Raw genomic sequence first — 22063 nt, forward strand, 5'->3', positions numbered from 1 at the left:
TCCGTCATGCACCTGTGGTGCAGCGTTCTTCACCCCCAAGTGAGCTAGGACATTGCCAGGTCCTAATTTAAGAAAAGCCCTTGTCGTCAGACAAGGGCTTTTTTGTGTCTGTTCAAAAGCATGAAAGAAGTAGCTAACAACTGAGCGTACTGTGCGTCCTCCTTGCGCAAAAGTCACGATACTGCGTATCATGATTTTGTACCACATCACCTAATTACTTTTAAATGCAAAAGCGCTTGTTCGTTTATCGCTTTAAGCTTTGGGTTTTTTGAGTCTGCTGTCCACAGCAACAACCTGCCGAAAAAACTCTGGGTGTTATGAAGTGCAGCTAATCCCTTGTTGTTACTATAAGCGTCTTGCCATGTTTTTTGTGGTGGTAGAGCCGCATTCTCAAGCCATTTAGTCCAATAATCTAAGTCCAAAGACTCTCTAAGCATTAAATACACGGTAGCTCTTACTAACCTGTCAGGTTCGCCATAGCGATAGAAATGTAGGGTGCTAGGGTTAATGGCTTTTTGTAAAGCGAGTGAAAGTGATTCCAGTGAAGCTTTATCGATAGCGTCATTTAAAGCAAGCTGCAAAACAAGATCAGACGCATGCGCTATTTGATGTATATAGCCAATATCATGATCAAACCCGCTATAGTCGTTTACGTACACAAGCGAATCTATCGCTGTCTTAACCAACTTCAGGCGTTTATCTTCGCTTAAAAATGGCGTTAGCCTGTCAACCCGTGCAACTTCAGCAAGCGACAGTACAACGAACGAATGATGATGTGTGGTCTTATCTTGCTTGTTTAAGTCATTAATCAGCAAGTTATGAACCATTGTTACTTGGTCAGTTGATAGCTCTCCACTGCGTAAAGACGTGCTTAAGGTCTTAAAAGCAATATCATCTCTAATTGAAGGGTTGCTTGATGCTAAGCACGCAACGTGTTGCTCGAGGGTAAGTGATGTTGCAGCGGTTGTGCCCGCTAACGCAGTATTAGGAAGTGGGCATGACGCACTTGCCCACTGAGAAAAGCAAAGGGTGGTCGCAAGCGCAAGCAGCGTTTTCTTCATAAAACAATTCCATGTAGTAAGTATAGTAACTACATTACGTAAATGTTCTTTTTACTGCTAGCTTACTCGCGATGTTATAAATGGCTAATTTGTAACTAAAAATGATAGGCGTACGATAGGTTTAGAAAATCCAATCCCGGATTATCGTTGTTAAACCCACCGTTACTGAAGTGCATGTAACGTAGAGCAACATCTTGCGATTGGTCTAATTCCATTACTAGGCCTAAACGATCTTCAAATTGGTAGTTAGAGCCAATATCTTTGCCCGCTACTTCTTGATCGCCTACATAACTTACACCAATGCCTGCTTCTACATAAAGGGGATATTCATCGTAAACAGTAGCAACCTGTTTCATTAACACTGGGGTCAAAGATATGGCGTAGCTCACGCTATGCGTATTGTCGTTACCGTATTCCCATACAACTGCACTGGTTTCCCAATAAAGCTTAATATCGCCAAACCAGTCGGTTGCAAGCTCTTGTTCAAAAGGACGATAGGCAAAGCGCAAACCGTCGATGTCGTCAAAGCCGTTCATGTAGTCAACACTTACAGTTTGTTTTGCCTGTAAGCCTTGCGAAAGCAGTAACAAAAAGAAAGTGGTAGCTAGTAACGTAATAAATCTCATGGTAACTCCTCTATTTGTTACCTATAAAGCAATTACGTTTCCAAAATGAAATTAGCGTTTAAGATCAGTGGTTTGGTTTAATTTTGGAATGGGGTTATTCCATTTGATATGTGTGTTTTACTGCAAGCGCGTAGATTTTACAGGAGAAGGTATAACGCATTGCCACAGTGTTTTGGCAATGCTATTTCCAGACTTCCTCATGCTTAAGCCCTTGTTGCTCTATTAGCTGATTTAACAGTTGAGAATAGGGCGTGATGGCATATTTGTGTCTAATACTCTTAATCAAATCAGGGTTAGACGTAATAAATGCATTAAGCTCTTGTATTACATCCTTTTGCGAAAGGGATGATAATGAAAACGGAATTTCGTTGTGGGGGAGCGTTAGATCTAAAACAAGTGCCCTATTTGGATAAGTGTTTACACTGGCATACTGCGCCACAAAGTACTCTAAATCTAGGGCGTCAACGCGTCCTTGATAAAGCAAGGCAAACCCCTGTTGTAAATCCTGTACCCATGTGATTTTCGTTGTGTCTTCGTCAATGCGCGCTTGCCAATTCACTGGCGTGAAACCCAGAGGCATTGCGAGGTTCTTAATAGCCTCCACCCCTTTTCCAGCGTTTCTTGCATCTACAATTGTGCTTAGGTTAACGCATAGGTTAATGGTAGCGAGAAATACTTTTCCTTCGCAGAGGTAATGCTGTTGTACCACCCTTGATTGTCAGGGTAGACAAAATCGACGTTGCCCTTAAGCATCTCCATTTGCAAACGTCTAATGGGCATGCTCACATATATAAATTCATGACCAGATGCTTCGGAGAATGCCTCTAGAATTGCCCAGCCCACACCTTTATCAATCTTTGAGGTAAAGTCATAGTGTGGGAAGTATTCTAAATTCTGAGCGCCAACAATAAACTTGTCTGCTTGAGCGTTTATGCTCAGTGCACAGAGAAGTAAAATGGCTACTAATTGTCTCATGAAATTCATCAAAACAGCACGTGTTGTAGTAAGCAAAGGTTAGTGAAAATCTCGAGAAGGTAAAGTAATGTCTTCAAGCCAAGGTGTTCTATCAATTAGCTTTCCAGCAATGACATGAATAATGCCTTCTTTAGAGCACTCTATTATACCATTCACTTGAAGTAATTTGGCTTTCAAAAACGTTTGCTGTTGTGCTCGCGCAGTCGCTTGCCACACCACGACATTGATGTTGCCTTTATCATCTTCTAACGTAAGAAAAGTAACGCCAGCCGCGGTTCCTGGCGCCTGTCTGCCAGTTACGGCTCCTAATACTTTTATCACCGACTTGTTTTTCTTGTCAGTAAGCGTGTCTGACCAACTAATGTCGTGCAGTTTGTGCTTTTGCTTAAGTAGTGCAATAGGATGATTATTTACTGAAAGTCCGGTAGCCGCGTAGTCCTCTAGCAAGTTTTCAGCTTCCGAGGGGGGAGCAGTAAGTGTGCTTGATGTTTCTTGATCGTCAAACAGGGGCAGGCTGGTTTGCGTATCCATCATTCGCCAACGTGTTTGGTAGCGATCGCCTGATAATGTGCGTAGTGCATCAGCACTGGCAAGCGCTTCTAACTCGTTGCGCTTTAGGCTAAGTTGTTGAACGTGATTAATACTGCTATAGCCCTTGGCTGGACGTAACTTTACCAGTTCTTGCGCGCTTTCTTCGCTTAACCCTTTTATAAGGGTTAATCCTAGTTGAAGTTGTTTTTCTTGCCCTTTAATAACCAAAGTATGCTCAACATCTGATTGGTTTACACAAGGTGCAAATACAGTAATGCCGTGTCGTTTAGCGTCCTGAACAAGTTGTGAGGGCGAGTAAAAGCCCATGGGCCAGCTGTTAAGTAATGCTACGTAAAACTCCACAGGAAAATAGAATTTTAACCAGCACGATACATAGGCTAATACGGCAAACGAGGCTGAATGAGACTCGGGAAAGCCATACCCTGCAAACCCTTTAATTTGTTCAAACAAGTTATGTGCAAAGGTGCTTTCATAACCGCGATCTGTCATGCCTTTAATCAGCTTCTCTTTGAATTCAAAAATGCGGCCGTCTTTTTTCCAACTGGCCATGGCACGGCGCAGTTGATCAGCTTCACCCCCACTAAAACCTGCAGCGACCATGGCAAGTTGAATAACTTGTTCTTGAAATATGGGAACGCCCATAGTGCGAGAAAGCACCCCTTCTACTGCTTTTGATGGGTAGGTGATCACTTCATTGCCATGACGCCGAATAAGATAAGGATGCACCATATCACCTTGAATAGGTCCCGGACGAACAATGGCGATTTGCACTACCAAGTCATAGTAACGTCGAGGTTTTAAGCGGGGAAGCATAGACATCTGCGCGCGAGATTCAATTTGAAACACACCAACGGTGTCGGCCTTGCAAATCATGTCGAACACTTGTTTGTCATCACCAAGTTTAGTAATAAATGGAATACTCACTTCACGCGGATACTGCTTATTAATAAGTTGAAAAGCACGGCGAATAGCGCTTAGCATACCGAGTGCGAGTACATCGACTTTGAGTAACCCCAAGGTTTCGATATCGTCTTTGTCCCACTGAATAATGGTTCGCGCTTCCATTGCGGCGTTTTCTACCGGTACAAGGTCATATAAAGGCCCAGCACTAATAACAAAGCCTCCCACATGTTGCGATAAGTGCCGAGGTGTACCTAATAGCGCTTCGGTTAGCGTGATAAGTTGACGTACTTTGTTGTCTTCTGGGTTTAACCCAAGTTTTGCAAGCTGCGATTTCCATGGGATAACGCTGTCTCTGCGATTTATTTGTTTGATGACAAAGTCTAGCTGTGACTCGCTAAACCCTAGTGCTTTACCAACATCTTTGAACGCTGATTTAAAGCGATAGCAAATAACGGTTGCGGCTATTGCGGTACGCTCTCTGCCATACTTTTGGTAAATGTATTGAATAATTTCTTCACGCCGCTGATGCTCAAAGTCGACATCTATGTCGGGCGGTTCGTTGCGCTCTTTGGAAATGAAGCGTTCGAAGAGTACGCTAATTTGTCTTGGATCGACGGCGGTAATCTCTAAGCAATAACACACGACAGAATTAGCTGCTGAGCCCCTTCCTTGATACAAAATACCTTGGCGCTTGGCAAACTGTACAATGTCATAAATGGTTAGGAAGAAGTACTCGTATTCCTGCTCTGCAATAAGCGTTAACTCTTTTTCGATAATAGCCCGTATATCGGGCTTGAGGCCCTCAGGGAAGCGCACTTTTATGCCCGCTTCTACTCGCTCTCGCAAATAAGAGGTTGGCGTGTATCCATCAGGAACTAACTCCGCAGGGTATTGGTAGCGTAATTCACTTAAACAAAAGGTAAATAAGCTTACCAAAGCATTGGTATTAGCTATCCATTTTTCTGGATAAAGTTTTTTTATTTTGTGAGTAGTGCGCAGGCTTCGCTCGGCATTACTCAGTGCCTTGCGACCAATTTCATGCACGCTGGTGTGTGCGTGCGTTGCGTGCAAAACATGTTGTAGTGGCAGTCTGTCTGCATGATGCATAAGTACACTTGTACAAGCGATAACAGGGAACGGATAAGTTGCCTGCAGTGTGTTGTAGTGCGCAAATCTATGGTGATCGTGCCCATCAAGTAAACGCTGTGCGCCAATATAGGCGTCTATCGCGGAATGCTTTTGTAACCATTTTGCCCAATATGTGTCATGGGTGTTGTTACCTCGAGGAAGCCATATAAATTTACAGTGCCTAATAGTACGCAGGTCCCATTCGGCCAGCTGATATTCCCCTTTTTCTGAACGGCGCCTTGCGTTAGTAATAATACGGCATAGCTCGCTGTAGGCCGCTTTATTGGGGCACAATAAAACAAAAGATAAGGAGTCATCAAAAACAAAATAACTCCCCACAATAAGCTTGATAGGCAAACGCTGATGTGTAATTTCATCGTACGCGCGCACTACGCCTGCAACTGAGCATTCGTCAGTGATGGCAATAGCGTCATAGCCTAAAAATGAGGCTGTAGTAACCAGTTCACCCGGTGATGAGGCGCCACATAAAAAGCTGTAGTGGCTTTGACAAAAAAGCTCGCTGTATTTCATCGTTCTACTTCATTGCAATACGCACAAGCACTAACAAAAAAGCCCTTGTGCCCACCATTGACTGGCTTCATCTTTAAAAATGAGCATGCGTATGCCTTGTGTTGTTTGAGCAATAAAGTAATCACGTTTGTAAGGCGTGTCGTGCCACCATTCACTGTGTAGTCTAATAGGGCCAAAACACACGTGAGTAGGCTGGGTAAGGGGCTTGGGCTTTTTAAAGGTTAACGTGGGCGCAATGTCACTGCTGTAGGTGCTAAGTGGGGCAGAGGCCTCATTGACTGTCATATACTCAAATTGATGACTATCTGCCGCTTTAGGTTGAAAAGTACTGTCTTCTCCAAGCTTGGCATTTAAACGCCCAATTAATTGCTTTTGCGCAACCTCGTTAAAGCGATTGCTGAAAAAGTCGCTGTTGTCGGTGTCGATATCTTCAAATTGATCGCACTTAAGTGAAAGCGCCGTTGCGGGCTCTGGCAATACTACATTTTCTATTTTTAATGTGAGTAAGCTAAGCCAACTGTTTACCGATGATTGTGGCATGGCGGCGCGAATGTCTATAACGGTAATCGGCGCTTCTCGAAAATGGATATGCACATGAATACATGCCGTGTGTAAATTACGCGCGCGTAAATAATGCGACAAGTGTTCAAGTTGCTGCGTAATAAAAGGCACCAGATACTGCGTGTTTTCAATATCAAAAGGCAGCAGTACCACATCATCAAAACACGCCTGTGGTCTAAATAGTACGACTTTGGGAAAGGTTTCTCCTCGAAGTGCGGTTAAATAAGTAATGGTGCGATTATCAAAACGTCTGCCGAGTTCGTGTACGGGCATGGCCAGCAACTGATGGACATGTTTAATGCCTACCCTTGTTAATGACTCGACTACCTTAGGGGCTAACTCAGTCAGTAGCAGTGAGCACGATGACAATGCATTTTTGATATCATCGTGTGCGTCTAAATATGTGTTTACCTTGTGCTTTGCCAGCACTTTGGCTGCTTCTATAGTCCAGGCGGTGGCAAAGTGGTAAGTGGTACCAGATAACGACAATTCCCGAGAAAGTGTCGACCACAGTGCCTTATGCCCCCCGTAATAATGCGTAAGGTTGTCTAGCCGTATAGCCAAACCACAGTGTTCATCAAGCGCAATATCAGAAGCAAAAGGGTAAAGCTTATGGGCAAGCTGCAACAGCATAACTCGCTCGTTTTCAGCATCAAAAGGCAGTATATGAATGTGGGGGCATAGGGCTGCGGCTTGTGCAAGCCCATGGTTTACTTCAATGCCCATATTATGCGCAGTCTTATTAACCTGCGTAATATGGTTTGATTTACTGCAATATACCGCAACAGGGTTACCGTTCTCGCTAGTCAGTGTGCCTTTTGCAGGCATCGCATGGGGCTTGTCGCCATGACCAATAGTCTGCAAGTACGCATCTAACGTCAGTTGATAGCAATGAATATACATCCACAGCATAATTAGCTTACCGAGTGGAGTGCTTGGCCTGTCAGTTTGTTATGTTCCATGGCCCATTTAATAGCGTGATTATCCGGTGTCCAGCGATGATCAATGGCAATACTGTTAACTGGCCAACCATGACGCTGTTTGCGAACATCCACAGACAGTTGCTGTGCACGGTGGTGTAATGCAATATCCAGTGATATAGGGAGTGGCTGAGCGAGGACGTTTTTATTTAATGCGGTATAAAGTAAGCATAAGGCGTCATTGTGCGTAGCCGCTACTTGTAAACGCCTTGCGGCTTTGGCATCAACAGCATTACTCCATAGTACAACACAGTGACACGCGGTGCTTTTTAAACATTGCTCTGCTGCCCATAGGGAGTCTTGTTCGTTTTGTGTGTTAACTACCAACACCTGCTGAAGATCTAGCCCCAACTCTGCTAACCAAGGTGTTTGTAATACACCCGGTGGGTTAATAAACACCACCATTTTATGCGTACGCTGATGGCATAAAACCTGTTTAAATAATGTGAGCTCTCCTACACCAGTGCATGAGGCAATGCGTATAAGGCCTGTAGATGCAACACCACCATTGAGGGCTTTATCAAGACGAGCATATCCAAGCGAAAATTTAGTTTCGCCTTTATGTTGCTCTCGGGCCCGCCATATATGCGGATGCTTGTTAAGCTTTGATAAAGATTCTAGCATGGCACTCAAAATGAACTGTATTTATATACAGTATTATAGTGCAGCAAATACCCTTTTCAAGAAAAACTCGCAGTATCTGTCGCAGTGCTTTTCTAAGTTATTAAAAAGTATGGAAAACAGAAAAGTTAAATGTAAGAGAGTTAAGTATTGTGAGTGCAGTATCGAGATTAAGCTGTCGATAGATGCTGCCTGCAAAAATTGCAGACAGCATTTATAATAATGTTACAGAAGTGAGAGTATTATTCTTGTGGTGCATCACTTTTTTCTGACTTTGTTGTGCCAGAAATAGCTGAGGTGACGGCGTTACAAAAAGCAATAAAGCCATCTGACGTATTTTTTGACCAAGCCATACGTGCATTACTAGGTAAGTCTTTTATCACTTCCTTGACATCTTCAAGTGTTAATTCTTCGTAGCTTAATGCCTTGTTTAAGGACTCTTCAAACGACAGCCCTTTTTCACAGCAACCCATAACAATGTTAGAAAAGTTTCTCATGAGCATATGCAGTACATTGTACTGGTTTTGGTCAATAAGGCGGCTCTTAAAAGCACTTTCAATGCGAAGCACTAAGTTCTTTTCCAACAGGTCATTAACCAGCACTAGGTTTCGAAAGGCATAGTTAACTTTGTTGTTTGTCTGCTTATTAGAATGGCGCAATAGCGCGAGTTCTTTTTGTTGATTCTGCGCGCGAAGCACAAAGTAAATTAACAGCAGGATGAGTAATCCTATAACACTAAATGCAACGATCATGCTTAGTCAGCCTTTTGTTCTTCTATAAAGGTATTGATGTGCTGTTCTAAAATAAACAAAGGAACAGAACCGTTCTCTAGCACTGCACGGTGAAACTTACGTACGTCGAAATTTTCACCAAGCGCGGTTTCCGCTTTATTGCGAAGTGCTTTAATCTTAATTTCACCAATTTTGTATGATAGCGCTTGTGCAGGCCATGAAATATAGCGGTCTATTTCTGTATTCACATTGTGTTCTGATAATGCCGTATTTTCCATCATATAATCAACAGCTTGTTGACGCGTCCAACCCATCGTGTGCATGCCCGTATCGACAACCAAACGGCATGCTCGCCACATTTCATAGCTTAGGCGGCCAAAGTTATCATAAGGGTCTTCATAAATGCCAGCTTCAATACCCAAAAACTCAGAATACAGCCCCCAGCCTTCACCAAACGCTGAAATATATGTATTGCGACGCACCATAGGTAAATCTTCAAGTTCTGCCGCCAGTGAAATTTGCAAGTGATGTCCCGGCACGGCTTCGTGCAACGTTAGCGCTGGTAAAGCATAAAGCGGACGTTTATCAAGCGCGTACGTATTCACCCAATAATAACCCGGCTGATCATCGCGACTAGGGTGAATATAGCGCCCTGTTGTGTATTTAGGTGCAATACTATCTGGAACAGGTGCTACGCCGTATGGCGTTCTGGGTAAGTATTCAAAAAGAGAAGGAAGCTTGGCGTCCATCTTCTTAGCAATAAACGACGCTTCTTTTAATAATTCTTCTGCGCTGGTGGCGTAAAATTGAGGGTCTTCACGCAAAAACGCGATAAAGTCGTTAATGTCTCCCTCAAAAGCAAGTTCATCCACTATCTGCTGCATTTCGCTGCGTATGCGTTTTACCTCAGCAAGACCTAAGTTGTGAATTTCCTGCGGGCTCATATCCGTCGTGGTGTAATGTTTGGCTCTATTAGCGTAATACGCGACACCGTCAGGCCAAGTATTGGCAGCAATGTTATCTCTTGCGTTAGGAATATAGTCCTCAACCATAAAGTCGTAAAAGGCTTGGTAGGCGGGTAAAACATGTTCTTTAATGGCGCGTTGACCCTGATTAGTTAAGTTTGTTTTCTCTTCTTCTGAAAAGTACTCAGGGAAGCGCGTGAAAGGCGCGTAAAAACCACTGTCTTCTACCTTGTCTACTAAATAGGAAGAGATTGAATCCTCAAACCCAGCAAGTACCACTTTAGGTTGGGTGTACCCCTCTTTAAGTGCTTGTTTCATATAAGCCATCTGTTGCTCAAAATAGGGGAGAAGGGCGTTTAAGCGGCTAATATACGCATTGTAGTCTTCTACTCGCTTAAACGTAGATAGGTTAGGCAGCGATGCCATTGCACCATGAAAACCATATTCCGAATTGATGGGAACCAGATATGCACGGTAAGTATACTCATCTACATAGTTGGCAAGGCGATACTGCTGCATTAAAAGTGCAATATAGGCGTCTTTAGAAATGGTATCTTGGTTGTATTGCGCTAGAGACTTCTGAAACGCTTGCCACTGCTTATGCTGCTTAGCTAGCGCGCTTGGCGAGATATCTGGCAGCAAATGTGCTTGTTCGCTGTGACCCTGTCGCGACGCTAGTAAGGGAGAAACAGAAAGCTCGTATTGCCATATTTCATCTAATAGCTGGTACAAGCTTTCATCATTGTTAGGCTTAGCCGACAGATTGATACTGCTTACTAACAGTATTGCTGCTAACACATAGCGATACATAAGGGTCTCCGGTAACCTTTACTAGCTAGACCCGGCGGTTACTCTTTCGTTGGTGTATAAATTGGACTAGGGAATGAGGTTACTTTATCAGATTTATTTTCTAATTTAGTAATTTTGGCTGAACCTTTTTTCTTCACCGCGTCAATGCGAAGTACATTATGCATTGGCACATAGGTTTGGGTGACATCAGCAAACTCTGATTTCAAGCGCTCGTGGCTAGGATCTACCACAACACTGGTATGGGTATCCCATACAAAATCGCCAATTTCAATAAAACCAAACAGTGCCCCTTGTATAAGGGTTTTTACATACAATTCGTAACGTTCGCCATTACTCACAAATTGAACGCGATAAAGCGTATCGTCTTTAGACATGTGCTGCTCTTAAATCCTAAAAATGCTGCGCGTAATAACGCATAATTTTACAACGACGCTAAAATACGAGCAATGGTAGGAAACACATGGTGAAGTTAGGTGCAATGTATGCTCGCTTAAAATAGCATTACCACTATGAACTGCGATACCATGCCATGCAGTCTGCTTAGGCAAAGTAATCACGAAATTAATTGGTAAAACTACAATGATAAGAAAACTCCTTATTGGTGGTGCAATGACGGCAATGACATTTGCCGCGACAGCACATAACCATGAATCGACAGAAAGCGCCTTTAACCCTAATACGCAGCGCATCAAATCTCACTTGTTCTTTTTAGCAGATGATTTGCTAGAAGGTCGTGACACAGGTTCACGCGGTCACGAAATTGCCGCACTATACATTGCCACAGAGTTTGCAAAATATGGTCTAAAGCCAGCGGGCACTGACGGCTATATTCAAAATGTGTCATTCAGAAAGGCAAACCTTATTCAAGAGTCGCCGTCATTTACACTTACTCAAAATGGCGAAACCATTAGCTTTGACTACCCCAAGGAATACTTGGCTGGCCCAAGCCTATTGAGCACTGATGCACAAGTTAACGGTGAGATGGTATTCGTTGGCTATGGTATCGTTGCCGATGAACTATCACATAACGACTACGAAGGCCTAGATGTAGAAGGTAAGATTGTGGTTGCGCTTGCAGGTAAGCCAAGTGATTTCCCATCTGAGGAAGGGGCACACTTTGCATCTGGTTACCAAAAGTCAAAATACGCAGTAGACAATGGTGCTATCGGTATGATCACTATTACTACGCCTAAGAACGAAAAAGTGCGTCCATACCAGAGTCGACTGAACTATATTCATACGCCGCGCATGGCATGGCTAGACAAAGACGGTAATCCAGCGAACAGTTTTGCGCAGCTAAAAGGTGGCGCATACATGAGTGAAGGCGCAGCACGTAAGCTATTTAACGGTGCTGAGAAAAGCCTAGACGATGTATATGCATTGCTTGAAGCAGACAAAGTACCAACAGGCTTTGCACTTAAAGGTTCTGTAGATATCAGCAAAAAGAGCACGCACGACACTATCACCAGCCCTAACGTCGTAGGCATTCTAGAAGGTTCTGATCCAAAACTAAAAGACGAATATGTTGTGTTCTCTGCGCATTCAGACCACATTGGTTTTGCGAAAACGGTGAAGAAAGACAACATTAATAACGGTGCTATGGATAATGCGTCAGGCACGTCAGTTATGCTTGAAACAGCGCGCTTGTTCAGCGAAATGAAAGAAAAGCCAAAGCGCTCAATCTTGTTTGTGTCGGTAACCTATGAAGAAAAAGGTCTACTAGGGGCTGATTATTTCGCTCGCAACCCTACAGTACCTGTAACGTCAATGGTGGCAAACGTAAACTTGGATATGCCTATTTTGACGTATGAATTTGCTGATGTAATTGCTTTTGGTGCTAATCACAGCGACCTTCAAGCGTCAGTAGAAAAAGCCGCAGCAAATGCAGACATCGAGTTAAGTCCAGACCCATGGCCGGAACAAGCGTTGTTTACTCGTTCAGATCACTATGCGTTTGTTAAGCAAGGTGTGCCTGCAGTGTTCATGGTGCCAGGCCTTAAATCGAAAGATCCTAACGTAGATGGCAGCAAAGTGTTTGGCCAGTTCTTGTCGACACATTATCACAAGCCTAGCGATGATATTAACCAGCCATTTAATTGGAAAGCTGCTGAGACCTTTACCAAGGTAAATGCGCAAATTGGTTGGACACTGGCAAACCAAGAAGACAAGCCTCAGTGGAATAAAGGCGACTTCTTCGGAAACACATTCGGCAAGTAATGACATAATACTTTTCTTGCAGATGGTTATAAAAAGCAGCACATAAGCGCTGCTTTTTTGTATGCCACCCAGATTGATTAGCTAGAAAAATCATCCGCACTATAAGCATGAATACATAATTGGTTAATATTTCTGTCATTACCAAAGAGTAATCTCAACCCCAACTGAGTAGACCAAAAAGGGTTGGTGGTGTGATGAAAGACAAAAGATATTTGCTGATTGCACGCGGTGGTTCTCATATTCGCTACTTTAAGAAGTTTGCCGAAGCAACACCGCTTATTACTAGTGTTATCAAGATAAATAAAAAGATACTCTCACCTAAGCTCACCTTCCCTATTTAAAAATTGCAAAACGGGCTGATATCGCGCAATTAAGCAGACCGCATTTACTTAAAAAAGAAAAGAAATATCCGCGAATAGCCAACTCTGTTCTGTGGAAGTTTTATACCGCATTAAGTCGGCTGTTTATCCAATTGGATATCGCCAAAATAGCAGCACTGATTGATAAGGAAAATGCGGACGTCGTGGGGGTGTGGAATGGACAAAAGTTGCCAAGCTCCTCAATTGCGACCGCAGCTAAATTGTTGGGTAAAGAAGTGGTTTACTTTGAAAATGGTTTGCTTCCTAACTCAACAACCTGTGATTGGAAAGGGGTTAACTGCCAAAATTCCTTGCCTAAGGAAGACGCTTTCTATAGAAGTTTTGGCAACGCGGTAAATTGCCTACCCACAGAGCTAATACCGGTCGCTCCGGTGGCTGAAAAGGCAAGCGGCGTAGCGTTAAGTGAATTGCCAGCTAAGTATGTTTTCGTACCTTTTCAGGTAGAAACTGACAGCCAAATTATTGCTAATTCCCCTTGGATAAAGTGCATGGCACAGCTTTATAAGCATCTAGAAAATATCATTGATAATGTAAATGACCCTAGCTTGCACTTTGTCGTGAAGGAGCACCCTTCAGAGTCCATTCGCCACGATCACCTACACAACAAACATAGCCGCATTGTGTTTGCCAACAACTGCAACACGCAAGCACTTATTGAGCAGTCTCAGGCTGTCATCACCATTAACTCAACGGTTGGTTTAGAGTCTTTATTGCTAGGCAAGTCCGTTATTGCGCTTGGCAGCGCATGCTACGGTATCAAAGGTGTGTGTTCGCAAGCAACGTCTGAGCAAACATTGTTAGATGCGGTAAACAACTTAGAAAACTGCAAAGGCGAAGAAGAGGTTACGCGCGGTTTTCTAAACTTTATGTACGAACACTACGTCATTCCAACAGCCTGGACGAACATGGACGAACAGCACGTAAATGCACTTACGCAACGTTTATTAAAACAGGATTCGTTTTCCAAGCTGCTCACTACGCATGCTGCATAGAAAGTGCTTTTCAAAAACGCAGTTGTGATATACAAAAATGGCGCTTAAACAAGCGCCATTTTGTTAGATAAACATTTGTTTGAACGTATTCCACTGTTCATTAAATTGTTCGGTTGGCTTGCGCGTAAAGCCACTTCGAATAAACGCATTAATTCGTCCATCGGTGTAGCTTATTAGCATATTGGCGATAATAGCCTCATCAGCCGAAAGCGTCTTACCTTCGCGAAGTTTTCTCTCGCGCAAAACTTGTTTTAACTGCGTCTCTAAACGCTCGAACAATTTTGCAATACGCGCTCTCAGGCGCTCTTGCTCTCCCATCAGCGCATCACCGTTTAATATGCGCGTAATGCCTGGGTTTTTTTCGGCAAACCCTAAAATGAGATGCAATATTAGCTGACAGCGTGTGAGCGAATCTTTTTCTTCATTAACAATCTTATTAATTCGAGTGAAAAGTGTTTCTTCGATAAACTCGATAAGACCTTCGAACATTCTCGCTTTACTGGGAAAGTGGCGGTATAACGCGGCCTCTGAAACCCCGACTTTTTCCGCTAGTTTTGCAGTAGTAATTCGTTGACCTGGGCTGGTTTCTAACATTCCAGCAAGTGCTTGCAGAATCTGCGCTCTGCGATTTGTTTTTTTGACAGCAGGCATGACGACTGTATTTCCTCCGCAACCGAGCGCGTTGTGCTCGGGCTCCATGTTAAGTTGGCTTACACCAATTGTTGTATTTATTATTGTTATTATCGACACTCTAAAAGTATCTGTTAGCTTTTATGAACGCGAGTGCGAACTTATAGCTTAGTGCATAGCTAGTGAGTTTTACTATGCTGTTGCGCAATCAAGTTAAGTAACTGCGATGCTAGTGCATATTTGCTGGTGGCTGGTAGCTTTTTATCGCCATCAGACCAAATGACATGCAATGCGTTATTGTCGCTGTTAAACCCCAAACCTTCAGTGGTGATATCGTTAGCTGCAATCATATCTAATTGCTTCTTAGCTAATTTAGTACGGGCATAGGCTTCCACATCTTGGCTTTCCGCCGCAAAACCAACACAAAAAGGTCTATCATTTCTACCAGAGACTGTTGCTAGAATATCAGGGTTTTTAACAAAAGTAAGTGTTAACTCATCGCCAGTTTTCTTTATTTTGTTATCGGCGACACTTGCCGCTCTGTAGTCAGCCACAGCAGCGGTACTGATAAATATGTCAGTAGTGGGGACAAGGGTTTGACAGGCTTCTAGCATCTCTTCAGCAGTAGTAACGTCAATGCGACTGCAGCCTGTTGGCGTTGCAAGTGATACTGGCCCTGCAACGAGATTGACTGATGCACCTGCCTGCGCGGCCACTTGGGCTATGGCAAAGCCCATTTTTCCAGAGCTGTGATTTGAAATGTAGCGTACAGGGTCGAGCGGTTCGCGCGTTGGCCCTGCCGTTATCGTAATACGCTTACCCGCTAAGCCATTAAGTGATTCAGCCTCGACATTATTCGCGCTAAATACTTGGTTTACTTCATTAGCGATATCTACAGGTTCAACCATACGACCTGAACCCACATCACCACAGGCTTGTTCACCGCTAGCGGGGCCAATAAAGTGCACGCCGTGACTAGCCAGCACATTTAAGTTAGTTTGAGTAGCTGGTGCCTTCCACATTTGTTGATTCATTGCTGGTGCAATAAATAAACGTGCAGTGGTGGCAAGATAAAGGGTCGAAAGTAAATCGTCTGCCATGCCATGTGCAAGCTTAGCCAGTGTATTGGCCGTGGCTGGCGCAATTAGTAATAAATCTGCCCACTTAGCTAGTTCGATATGGCCCATCGCAGCTTCTGCGGCTGGGTCTAGTAAATGTTGATGGACGGGATTCCCTGATACAGCTTGTAGCGAGAGTGCGCTAACAAATTCCGCTGCTGAGTCGGTAAGTACCACACGAACATTTGCGCCAAGTGCAGTGAGTTTTCTGACAAGATCTGGTGCTTTATAAGCAGCAATACCGCCTGTTACACCAAGTAGGATATTTTTATTGGCAATCGACATAGTAAATCGCTATTTCACAAATTACCGTTAGCCTAGCACGGTCGAGAAAAATCGGATAGCTGAACCAAAGTTAGGCTCTCAGTTTTTTTATTAAACCCGCCCTTCATACAGTCGTTGCGCTGCGCTATTTCACTTATAACACCCATAAACGTATTGGGTTGGTGAGCAAAGTATGTCGATAAAAGTTTGGCCTAAAAACGAGCGACCAAGAGAAAAATTACTCGAGTATGGTGCAAGCACACTGAGCGATGCCCAATTGTTGGCAGTGCTTTTAGGTAAGGGGATAAAAGGAAAGTCAGCAATGGCACTTGCACATGAATTGCTAAACACATTGGGTGACCTACGCGCTGTAGTAACTGCTTCTCGTGACACATTTTCTAAAATCGCAGGCGTTGGACCATGCAAGTATGCGCAGTTTCAAGCGGGTTTCGAAGTTTACCGACGAAACTTAGAAATTCAATTAAAGCGGCAAGATGTGTTTCACAATGTTGATGATACAAAGCGTTTTCTTCAGGCGAAATTAAGAGACTGCGAGCGCGAAAAATTCGCGCTCTTGATGCTTGATAGTCAGCATCAACTTATTGCGTTTCGCACCATGTTTAGCGGAACGATCAATAGTGCAGCGGTATACCCCAGAGAATTGATCAAACAAGTAATGATCGATAATGCCGCCGCCGTGATCTTGGTGCATAATCATCCTTCAGGCGTCGCTGAGCCTAGTAATGCAGACATTCGTTTGACTGGAGAGATCAAGGTTGCGATGAGTGCGATCGACGTGCCAGTGCTGGATCATTTTGTCGTTGGAGACAAAGAAACTGTTTCATTTGCACAACGAGGCTTGCTACCATAAGAAAACTATGTCATTTTTCCGATTATAATCTAGTCAAGTTGTTGAAAATGATTTAGCATAGGACTTAGTGGGTTATTTTTTTAAAGGACTGTTATGAAGAAGTCAATTATTGCATTGTTTGCTGCAGCAACAATGGCTGCGGGTGTTAACGCGCAAGATAGCACCGGTGGTGCTAACACAAGTGGTGATGGCGACATTAATGGTGGCTACATTGCAACTGGTGTTGTAGCTGCGGGTATCATTGCTGGTATTATCAACAACAACTCAGCAAGTGCACCAACTACTCCTCCAGGTCCAGGTCCAGAGCCAGAGCCAACGTGTGAAGGTGACGATCCTCTAGTAGGCGACGTTTGTGTTGGTACTACAAATACAAACACAGTAACGGTTACTGGCACAGGCACTAATACAATGACTACAACTGTCACTGTACCTGTTACATTTACTTACGCTCCGACTGTACAGTAAATAGTAAAGCTTCTAGGAAAGCCGCTTTTATTAGCGGCTTTTTTATTTTCGTAGAAAAAACATTCTCTTAGTCGGCGCATTTCCATGAAATTACGAGTATTTCTGTCCAGTATTACGGCAGTTCTGTTTCTTGTTTCCGTTTCTGGTTGTTCAACAACAACATACGCATATTACAATACGTTGTCTCTAGCACTTAAAGACAATTCAATTGATTACTCCATAGAGCAAGTAGCCGAAAGTAAAGCAGATCTTATGCAGATCAAAGCTGGCGATCGAGATCGCGCATCGCTGGCTCTCGCTTACATCGATGGTGAAAAGTATCGTTGGGTGTCAGGTGATAAAGTTGTATTTACGACACAGCACGGCGTGATTGTAAAAACAGAAGGCCTTAACAACGACTTGTATTATACGGGCAACCTTCAGCACAACCCACTTTCTACAAAGAGTGTTTTGCCTTACAGCTGGAAACGTAAAATTGACGTCGACGGTATAGGCTATGGCCTTTCCGTAGATTCTTCATGGCGTATTGAAGGCGAAGAGTCGCGTGAGTATCTTGGCCACTCACTTCCTATGCTAAAGGTGGTAGAAACAGTAACGTTTCCTGAATACACGCCATTTATCGATATGGGCCTTGAATGGGAAAATGTTTACTACTTGCATAAATCAACAAAGGCGCTGTTAGCTTCCACTCAACGGTTTAGCCCTGAAGGTGACACGTACGATATGGTGTATTTAAGCCGTATTGTCCGCCAGTTAAAAGCTGAGGGAGTAGTACAGTAATGAAACCGATATTGGCGCTGGTTACGTTGTTGGGCTTTTTTTCTCTCAACAATACCTATGCACAAGACAACGCGGTAAGCGTAAGAGTAAACAAGCAAACCTATCAATTTGACCGTCCCATCAGGTTGTCCAGCGTATTATCGATTGTGGCTGAAAATGGTGATTGGTACTGGCCGACAGCGGCAGTGTTTAATCTGACCGACATGTACGCGGAAAACGAGAAAAGCGCAGTTCTTGATGAAGTTCGCAGTCTTATGACGCACTTCGACAAAGACTCAGATACGCATAAAGCACTTGAAAATTTGTATGAACAAGTTGCTTCATGGACAGTGTCGACGCGCATTGACATGCCTGTATCGTACAACCGCGCAAGGCTTTTCCACGAAGACAATCCCATGTTTCAGCCAGGTAAATATTGGGTTCGCCTTAATGGTAGACCCAATGTCATTCATTTTTCTGGCGCTGTAACCAAGCCGGGTGCTTATCAGCACCAAAGCGATACCTCAGTGTATACTGCGGTGCATACGGTTAAAAAAGCAGTAGATGCCGATAGAAGCTATGTTTATATCATTACGCCTACAGGTAGTGTTGAAGAAAAAGGCATTGCGTATTGGAACTTAGATGCCGCGCAACTTATGCCTGGAAGCCAAGTATACGTTCCCATTTCCCCAGAACTTTTTAGCAACAAGCTTAAAGTACTTAACAAGCGAGTTGCTGCGCTAGCAGTACACAGGGTTCTACCTCAATGAATGTGTCATTAATTTCAAAGAAAACGACGCTTGCGTTAATGGTAAGCGGCGTAATGTCGTCGGTTGCTATGGCAGATACCGAGGTGCGTGTGAAGCCATCGCAAATGGTTCAAGGCGGTAATGGCCTTATTCAAACGCCCACAGCGCGTATGCGCGATGCAGGTGGTATGGCGATAAACTATACCGATAACGGCGAGTATCGCTTTTGGACGGTTAACATTCAGTTGTTCGATTGGATGGAAGCAACGGCTAGATATACCGATGTGCGTACGCAATTGTACAGTCCGGTTGACTCGTTTAGTGGTGATCAAACCCTAAAAGACAAAGGCCTAGACGTTAAATTTAGAGTGTGGAAGGAAAGTTATTACCTGCCTGATATAAGCGTTGGATTTCGCGACTTTGGGGGCACCTAAGCTTTTTTGAAAGCGAGTACGTCAATGCCAGTAAATCTGTAGGGCCTTTTGACTTTCACTTAGGGTTAGGTTGGGGCTATTTAGGTACCGCTGACGATATTACTAACCCCTTCTGCGAATTAAAAGACAGCTTTTGCGAACGCCCTGGCGGGTTTTCTGGTCGCGGTGGCAAGGTAGACTACGATCAGTTCTTTAAGGGAACCGCAGCCTTTTTTGGTGGCGTTGAGTATCAAACCCCTTGGGAGCCGTTAACCCTGAAACTTGAGTTTGAAGGCAACGACTATTCCCGTGACAGAGCGGGTGTATTAGAGCAAGACTCGCGCTGGAACGTTGGAGCCGTGTATCGCTACAAAGATTTTGACTTCAGTCTAAATTACCAGCGTGGCAATACGGTTGGCTTCGGTGTTACGTATCGTTTCAACATGAATACTGCGTCGCAAATTAAAATTGATGAAGCTCCGCGTTCTTTGATGAGTAGACGTGCGCCAGACACGGTAGATCAGGTAAATAAGTCGCGCCTGTATAACGACATGGTACGAAAAGGTGGCTTCCTGCTATCTGATGCAGAAGTGTCAGAAGACAGCGCGGTATTTTACGGTACGCAATTGGCATACCGCGACCAAGACGAAGCCATCGAAAGGCTTGGTAGAATAGCAGCATCTGAATTACCTGATAGTGTTAAAACCTACAACATCATCGACAATGGTGCTGGCATTCCCATGGTTAACACCCAAGTTGATGCAGAGGCCTTTATCGCCGCTGCGCGATATGAATCCGTTGAGTCAGATATAAAAGAAACGTACGTACGTGTCGCGCCTACGCAAAGCCAAATGGAAGACTACGACCCCGAAAATACTACGGGTATGTTCTACGGTGCTGATTTTTTCTGGACACAGTCATTCGGTAATCCAGAAGATTTCTATCTGTATCAAACAGGCTTGTTGCTTACGGGCGGATATGCTGTTGATGAAAACTTAGCATTTATCAGCAGTGCACGCGTTACCTTGTTAGACAACTTCGATAAATTCAATTTCTTAGTTGATAACGAAGAAGTGTCACTACCTCGAGTAAGAACGCGAGTACGCGAGTATGTGTCTGAAAATGACATCTGGCTTGATACCGGATTTCTGCAATATAAAGACAGCATTAGCGAAAATGTTTTTGCGCAGGTCTATGGGGGCTACCTAGAGACCATGTTTGCAGGCGTGGGCGGCGAAATTCTGTATCGCCCAGTAGATAGCCGTGTTGCCTACGGTTTAGATATCAACTATGTCAAACAGCGTGACCCTTACAGTCAGCTAGGTATGGACGACTACGAAGCGCTAACAGGGCATGCTAGCGTATATTGGCGACCGGAATTTCTTGACGGCACCCAAATTAGTGTAAGTGCAGGGCAGTTCTTAGCTAAAGACAAAGGGGTAAACATCGACTTCGCGAAGCGATTCGACAGCGGCATTATCGTGGGTGCGTTCGCGGCCTTTACCGATGTATCGTCAGAAGAATATGGTGAAGGGAGCTTTACGAAAGGCTTCTATATCTCTATTCCAACCGACCTCTTCTTGCTGAAGCCGTCCAAAGGTCGCGGTATCTTCCCATGGATCCCGATTTCTCGAGACGGTGGTCAGATGCTGCGTAGACCGGTACGCCTGATTGATACAACAGAAGTGCGCTCACCATTTTTCGATTAGTGCAGTGCTCGCTAATTAAAAGTATAGAATGTAAAAAGGGAGCATACGCTCCCTTTTTTATTGTTCACTTACCGCCAATATCCCATCCGCTTGCGCAGTTTCAAGTTTCGAAACCAATTTTTCGGTTTCGGGCAGTTCTCAGGTCTTGGAAAGTGCTCAATCTCATCAATCGTCGCCGCTAAAACGCGCTTTGCTGATTCTCCGTCTGTGTATGGGTGCATATCACTGCTATACACATTGATGGCGTGTTCTAGCTCAACATCCATGGCGAGTGCTTTTTCAAGGCTAGATTCTAGTGCGTCAGCATTATCGATATTAATAAGTACGGGCTCTGGCTGTGCATTATTAAATGTGACTACGGGTTTGCCCATCAACAAAAACTCTGTGATAGCTGACGAGGTATCAGAAATCATCACGTTACTTTCTTGCAGCAAAGGAAGAATGCTGGATGATGCAACCACTTCGAGTTTGTCATGTTGAGCGGCTTGGTACTTCTCAACTGTGGCGCTGTCCATCTTAGGGTGAAACTTCACCTTCCACTGCCAGTCATGCTTTTTACTTAGCGCCACAATTTGTTCAAACAATGCGTCAGTAGAGGTTAGGCTTGGAGAAAACGTTGGCGCGTAAAGGATAATCGGCTTTTTGTTAGTCGAGGCATCCGCGTGGTTTGCCTTAAACAAGTTATCTAACTTGGTCCATCCTGTTTCTTTCACGGTAAAGTGAGGATGTTGCGCTCTTAGCTCTTCAAACTTCTTAGTGAAGAAAGGGCCTTGAGTGCAATACAAATCAAAGCAGCCTCTAATTCGAAAATGACCTTTCTTTTTCCACTCAAACCCGTGGAACAACTGTACCTTTAAACCAGGTAAAAATGATGGAACCAGGTTACCAGGCACAAAAGAGGCATCAGGATTAAATTGTATGGCTTGTTCAATTGTCGGCAATACTTCTTCATCTTCTTGAAAAAGCGATGTGTTAACGTCACGCCCTTCGACAAACCATTTGACGTCATGACTAAGCGTTGCGCATCTCTTGCTGAAGAGGTCGCATTATTT

General features: G+C 43.9%; 20 protein-coding genes and 1 pseudogene. 8 read left to right on the forward strand and 13 right to left on the reverse strand.

The genetic code is table 11. The annotated features are described in order from the left end of the window. Positions 1-206: 206 nt before the first annotated feature. From V6N89_RS00190 to V6N89_RS00235, 10 genes are all read right to left on the reverse strand, one after another. Positions 207-1061 carry a DUF2785 domain-containing protein gene (locus V6N89_RS00190; protein ID WP_338519600.1) on the reverse strand — a complete coding sequence of 285 codons (855 nt, stop codon included), beginning with the start codon at positions 1059-1061 and terminating at the stop codon, positions 207-209. A 95-nt stretch (positions 1062-1156) separates the two neighbouring features. Next, positions 1157-1687, reverse strand: coding sequence for an acyloxyacyl hydrolase (locus V6N89_RS00195; protein WP_338519602.1), 531 nt, complete (start codon positions 1685-1687; stop codon positions 1157-1159). 181 nt (positions 1688-1868) lie between these two features. Beyond that, positions 1869-2267: a hypothetical protein gene (locus V6N89_RS00200; protein ID WP_338519604.1), complete on the reverse strand. Its 399-nt coding sequence runs from the start codon at positions 2265-2267 to the stop codon at positions 1869-1871. A gap of 59 nt (positions 2268-2326) precedes the next feature. Next, on the reverse strand, positions 2327-2662 hold the full coding sequence (locus V6N89_RS00205) for a hypothetical protein (RefSeq protein WP_346993246.1): 336 nt from the start codon (positions 2660-2662) through the stop codon (positions 2327-2329). A 39-nt stretch (positions 2663-2701) separates the two neighbouring features. After that, positions 2702-5776, reverse strand: coding sequence for an error-prone DNA polymerase (locus V6N89_RS00210; RefSeq protein WP_346993247.1), 3075 nt, complete (start codon positions 5774-5776; stop codon positions 2702-2704). A 30-nt stretch (positions 5777-5806) separates the two neighbouring features. Next, positions 5807-7249: a Y-family DNA polymerase gene (locus V6N89_RS00215; protein ID WP_346993248.1), complete on the reverse strand. Its 1443-nt coding sequence runs from the start codon at positions 7247-7249 to the stop codon at positions 5807-5809. A 2-nt stretch (positions 7250-7251) separates the two neighbouring features. After that, positions 7252-7941, reverse strand: coding sequence for a translesion DNA synthesis-associated protein ImuA (gene imuA / locus V6N89_RS00220; protein ID WP_338519611.1), 690 nt, complete (start codon positions 7939-7941; stop codon positions 7252-7254). A 239-nt stretch (positions 7942-8180) separates the two neighbouring features. Further along, positions 8181-8690: a hypothetical protein gene (locus V6N89_RS00225; RefSeq protein WP_338519613.1), complete on the reverse strand. Its 510-nt coding sequence runs from the start codon at positions 8688-8690 to the stop codon at positions 8181-8183. A gap of 2 nt (positions 8691-8692) precedes the next feature. After that, a complete protein-coding gene (locus V6N89_RS00230; RefSeq protein WP_346993249.1) occupies positions 8693-10444 on the reverse strand; it encodes a DUF885 domain-containing protein in 1752 nt (583 codons plus the stop codon). Positions 10445-10482: 38 nt separating this feature from the next. Continuing rightward, positions 10483-10818, reverse strand: a complete 336-nt coding sequence (locus V6N89_RS00235; RefSeq protein WP_202263061.1) for a DUF1820 family protein — start codon at positions 10816-10818, stop codon at positions 10483-10485. A gap of 205 nt (positions 10819-11023) precedes the next feature. Between V6N89_RS00235 and V6N89_RS00240 the strand changes: the two genes are divergently transcribed. The 3 genes from V6N89_RS00240 (at position 11024) to V6N89_RS00250 (ending at position 14033) form a co-directional block, all read left to right on the forward strand. Next, positions 11024-12661: a M28 family metallopeptidase gene (locus V6N89_RS00240; RefSeq protein WP_346993250.1), complete on the forward strand. Its 1638-nt coding sequence runs from the start codon at positions 11024-11026 to the stop codon at positions 12659-12661. A gap of 194 nt (positions 12662-12855) precedes the next feature. Beyond that, entirely contained in the window at positions 12856-13002 is a 147-nt protein-coding gene (locus V6N89_RS00245) for a hypothetical protein (protein WP_346993251.1), read from the forward strand. Between the two features lie 131 nt (positions 13003-13133). Then, the gene (locus tag V6N89_RS00250) at positions 13134-14033 is read left to right on the forward strand and encodes a capsular biosynthesis protein (protein WP_338519616.1); all 900 of its coding nucleotides are present in this window, start codon (positions 13134-13136) and stop codon (positions 14031-14033) included. A 63-nt stretch (positions 14034-14096) separates the two neighbouring features. On the opposite strand, the gene slmA is transcribed toward V6N89_RS00250, so the two are convergent. Both slmA and coaBC read right to left on the reverse strand, forming a co-directional pair. Beyond that, the gene (gene slmA, locus V6N89_RS00255; RefSeq protein WP_338519618.1) at positions 14097-14684 is read right to left on the reverse strand and encodes a nucleoid occlusion factor SlmA; all 588 of its coding nucleotides are present in this window, start codon (positions 14682-14684) and stop codon (positions 14097-14099) included. Between the two features lie 158 nt (positions 14685-14842). Continuing rightward, positions 14843-16066, reverse strand: a complete 1224-nt coding sequence (gene coaBC / locus V6N89_RS00260; protein WP_338519619.1) for a bifunctional phosphopantothenoylcysteine decarboxylase/phosphopantothenate--cysteine ligase CoaBC — start codon at positions 16064-16066, stop codon at positions 14843-14845. A gap of 172 nt (positions 16067-16238) precedes the next feature. On the opposite strand from coaBC, the gene radC reads away from it, so the two are divergent. The 5 genes and pseudogenes from radC (at position 16239) to V6N89_RS00285 (ending at position 21011) form a co-directional block, all read left to right on the forward strand. Beyond that, positions 16239-16916, forward strand: a complete 678-nt coding sequence (gene radC, locus V6N89_RS00265) for a RadC family protein (protein ID WP_338519621.1) — start codon at positions 16239-16241, stop codon at positions 16914-16916. Between the two features lie 93 nt (positions 16917-17009). Then, a complete protein-coding gene (locus V6N89_RS00270; protein ID WP_346993252.1) occupies positions 17010-17381 on the forward strand; it encodes a hypothetical protein in 372 nt (123 codons plus the stop codon). Between the two features lie 84 nt (positions 17382-17465). Continuing rightward, a complete protein-coding gene (locus V6N89_RS00275) occupies positions 17466-18161 on the forward strand; it encodes a YjbF family lipoprotein (RefSeq protein ID WP_338519624.1) in 696 nt (231 codons plus the stop codon). Further along, positions 18161-18910, forward strand: a complete 750-nt coding sequence (locus V6N89_RS00280; RefSeq protein WP_338519625.1) for a capsule biosynthesis GfcC family protein — start codon at positions 18161-18163, stop codon at positions 18908-18910. Before V6N89_RS00275 ends, V6N89_RS00280 begins: the two co-directional genes overlap by 1 nt. Next, a pseudogene (locus V6N89_RS00285) lies at positions 18907-21011 on the forward strand (YjbH domain-containing protein). The gene V6N89_RS00280 and the pseudogene V6N89_RS00285 overlap by 4 nt, the downstream one beginning before the upstream one ends. A 68-nt stretch (positions 21012-21079) precedes the next feature. On the opposite strand, the gene V6N89_RS00290 reads toward V6N89_RS00285, so the two are convergent. Further along, a complete protein-coding gene (locus V6N89_RS00290) occupies positions 21080-21952 on the reverse strand; it encodes a CDP-glycerol glycerophosphotransferase family protein (RefSeq protein ID WP_338519627.1) in 873 nt (290 codons plus the stop codon). Positions 21953-22063 lie beyond the last annotated feature (111 nt).

The sequence above is a fragment of the Alteromonas gracilis genome (assembly GCF_036870955.2).
Lineage (GTDB): Bacteria > Pseudomonadota > Gammaproteobacteria > Enterobacterales > Alteromonadaceae > Alteromonas > Alteromonas gracilis_A.

Excerpts from the sequence above, each read along its gene's own strand:
- V6N89_RS00190 (WP_338519600.1), bottom strand. The coding sequence starts at position 1,061 with ATGAAGAAAACGCTGCTTGCGCTTGCGACCACCCTTTGCTTTTCTCAG.
- V6N89_RS00195 (WP_338519602.1), bottom strand. The coding sequence starts at position 1,687 with ATGAGATTTATTACGTTACTAGCTACCACTTTCTTTTTGTTACTGCTT.
- V6N89_RS00200 (WP_338519604.1), bottom strand. The coding sequence starts at position 2,267 with ATGCCTCTGGGTTTCACGCCAGTGAATTGGCAAGCGCGCATTGACGAA.
- V6N89_RS00205 (WP_346993246.1), bottom strand. The coding sequence starts at position 2,662 with ATGAGACAATTAGTAGCCATTTTACTTCTCTGTGCACTGAGCATAAAC.
- V6N89_RS00210 (WP_346993247.1), bottom strand. The coding sequence starts at position 5,776 with ATGAAATACAGCGAGCTTTTTTGTCAAAGCCACTACAGCTTTTTATGT.
- V6N89_RS00215 (WP_346993248.1), bottom strand. The coding sequence starts at position 7,249 with ATGCTGTGGATGTATATTCATTGCTATCAACTGACGTTAGATGCGTAC.
- imuA (WP_338519611.1), bottom strand. The coding sequence starts at position 7,941 with ATGCTAGAATCTTTATCAAAGCTTAACAAGCATCCGCATATATGGCGG.
- V6N89_RS00225 (WP_338519613.1), bottom strand. The coding sequence starts at position 8,690 with ATGATCGTTGCATTTAGTGTTATAGGATTACTCATCCTGCTGTTAATT.
- V6N89_RS00230 (WP_346993249.1), bottom strand. The coding sequence starts at position 10,444 with ATGTATCGCTATGTGTTAGCAGCAATACTGTTAGTAAGCAGTATCAAT.
- V6N89_RS00235 (WP_202263061.1), bottom strand. The coding sequence starts at position 10,818 with ATGTCTAAAGACGATACGCTTTATCGCGTTCAATTTGTGAGTAATGGC.
- V6N89_RS00240 (WP_346993250.1), top strand. The coding sequence starts at position 11,024 with ATGATAAGAAAACTCCTTATTGGTGGTGCAATGACGGCAATGACATTT.
- V6N89_RS00245 (WP_346993251.1), top strand. The coding sequence starts at position 12,856 with ATGAAAGACAAAAGATATTTGCTGATTGCACGCGGTGGTTCTCATATT.
- slmA (WP_338519618.1), bottom strand. The coding sequence starts at position 14,684 with ATGCCTGCTGTCAAAAAAACAAATCGCAGAGCGCAGATTCTGCAAGCA.
- coaBC (WP_338519619.1), bottom strand. The coding sequence starts at position 16,066 with ATGTCGATTGCCAATAAAAATATCCTACTTGGTGTAACAGGCGGTATT.
- radC (WP_338519621.1), top strand. The coding sequence starts at position 16,239 with ATGTCGATAAAAGTTTGGCCTAAAAACGAGCGACCAAGAGAAAAATTA.
- V6N89_RS00270 (WP_346993252.1), top strand. The coding sequence starts at position 17,010 with ATGAAGAAGTCAATTATTGCATTGTTTGCTGCAGCAACAATGGCTGCG.
- V6N89_RS00275 (WP_338519624.1), top strand. The coding sequence starts at position 17,466 with ATGAAATTACGAGTATTTCTGTCCAGTATTACGGCAGTTCTGTTTCTT.
- V6N89_RS00280 (WP_338519625.1), top strand. The coding sequence starts at position 18,161 with ATGAAACCGATATTGGCGCTGGTTACGTTGTTGGGCTTTTTTTCTCTC.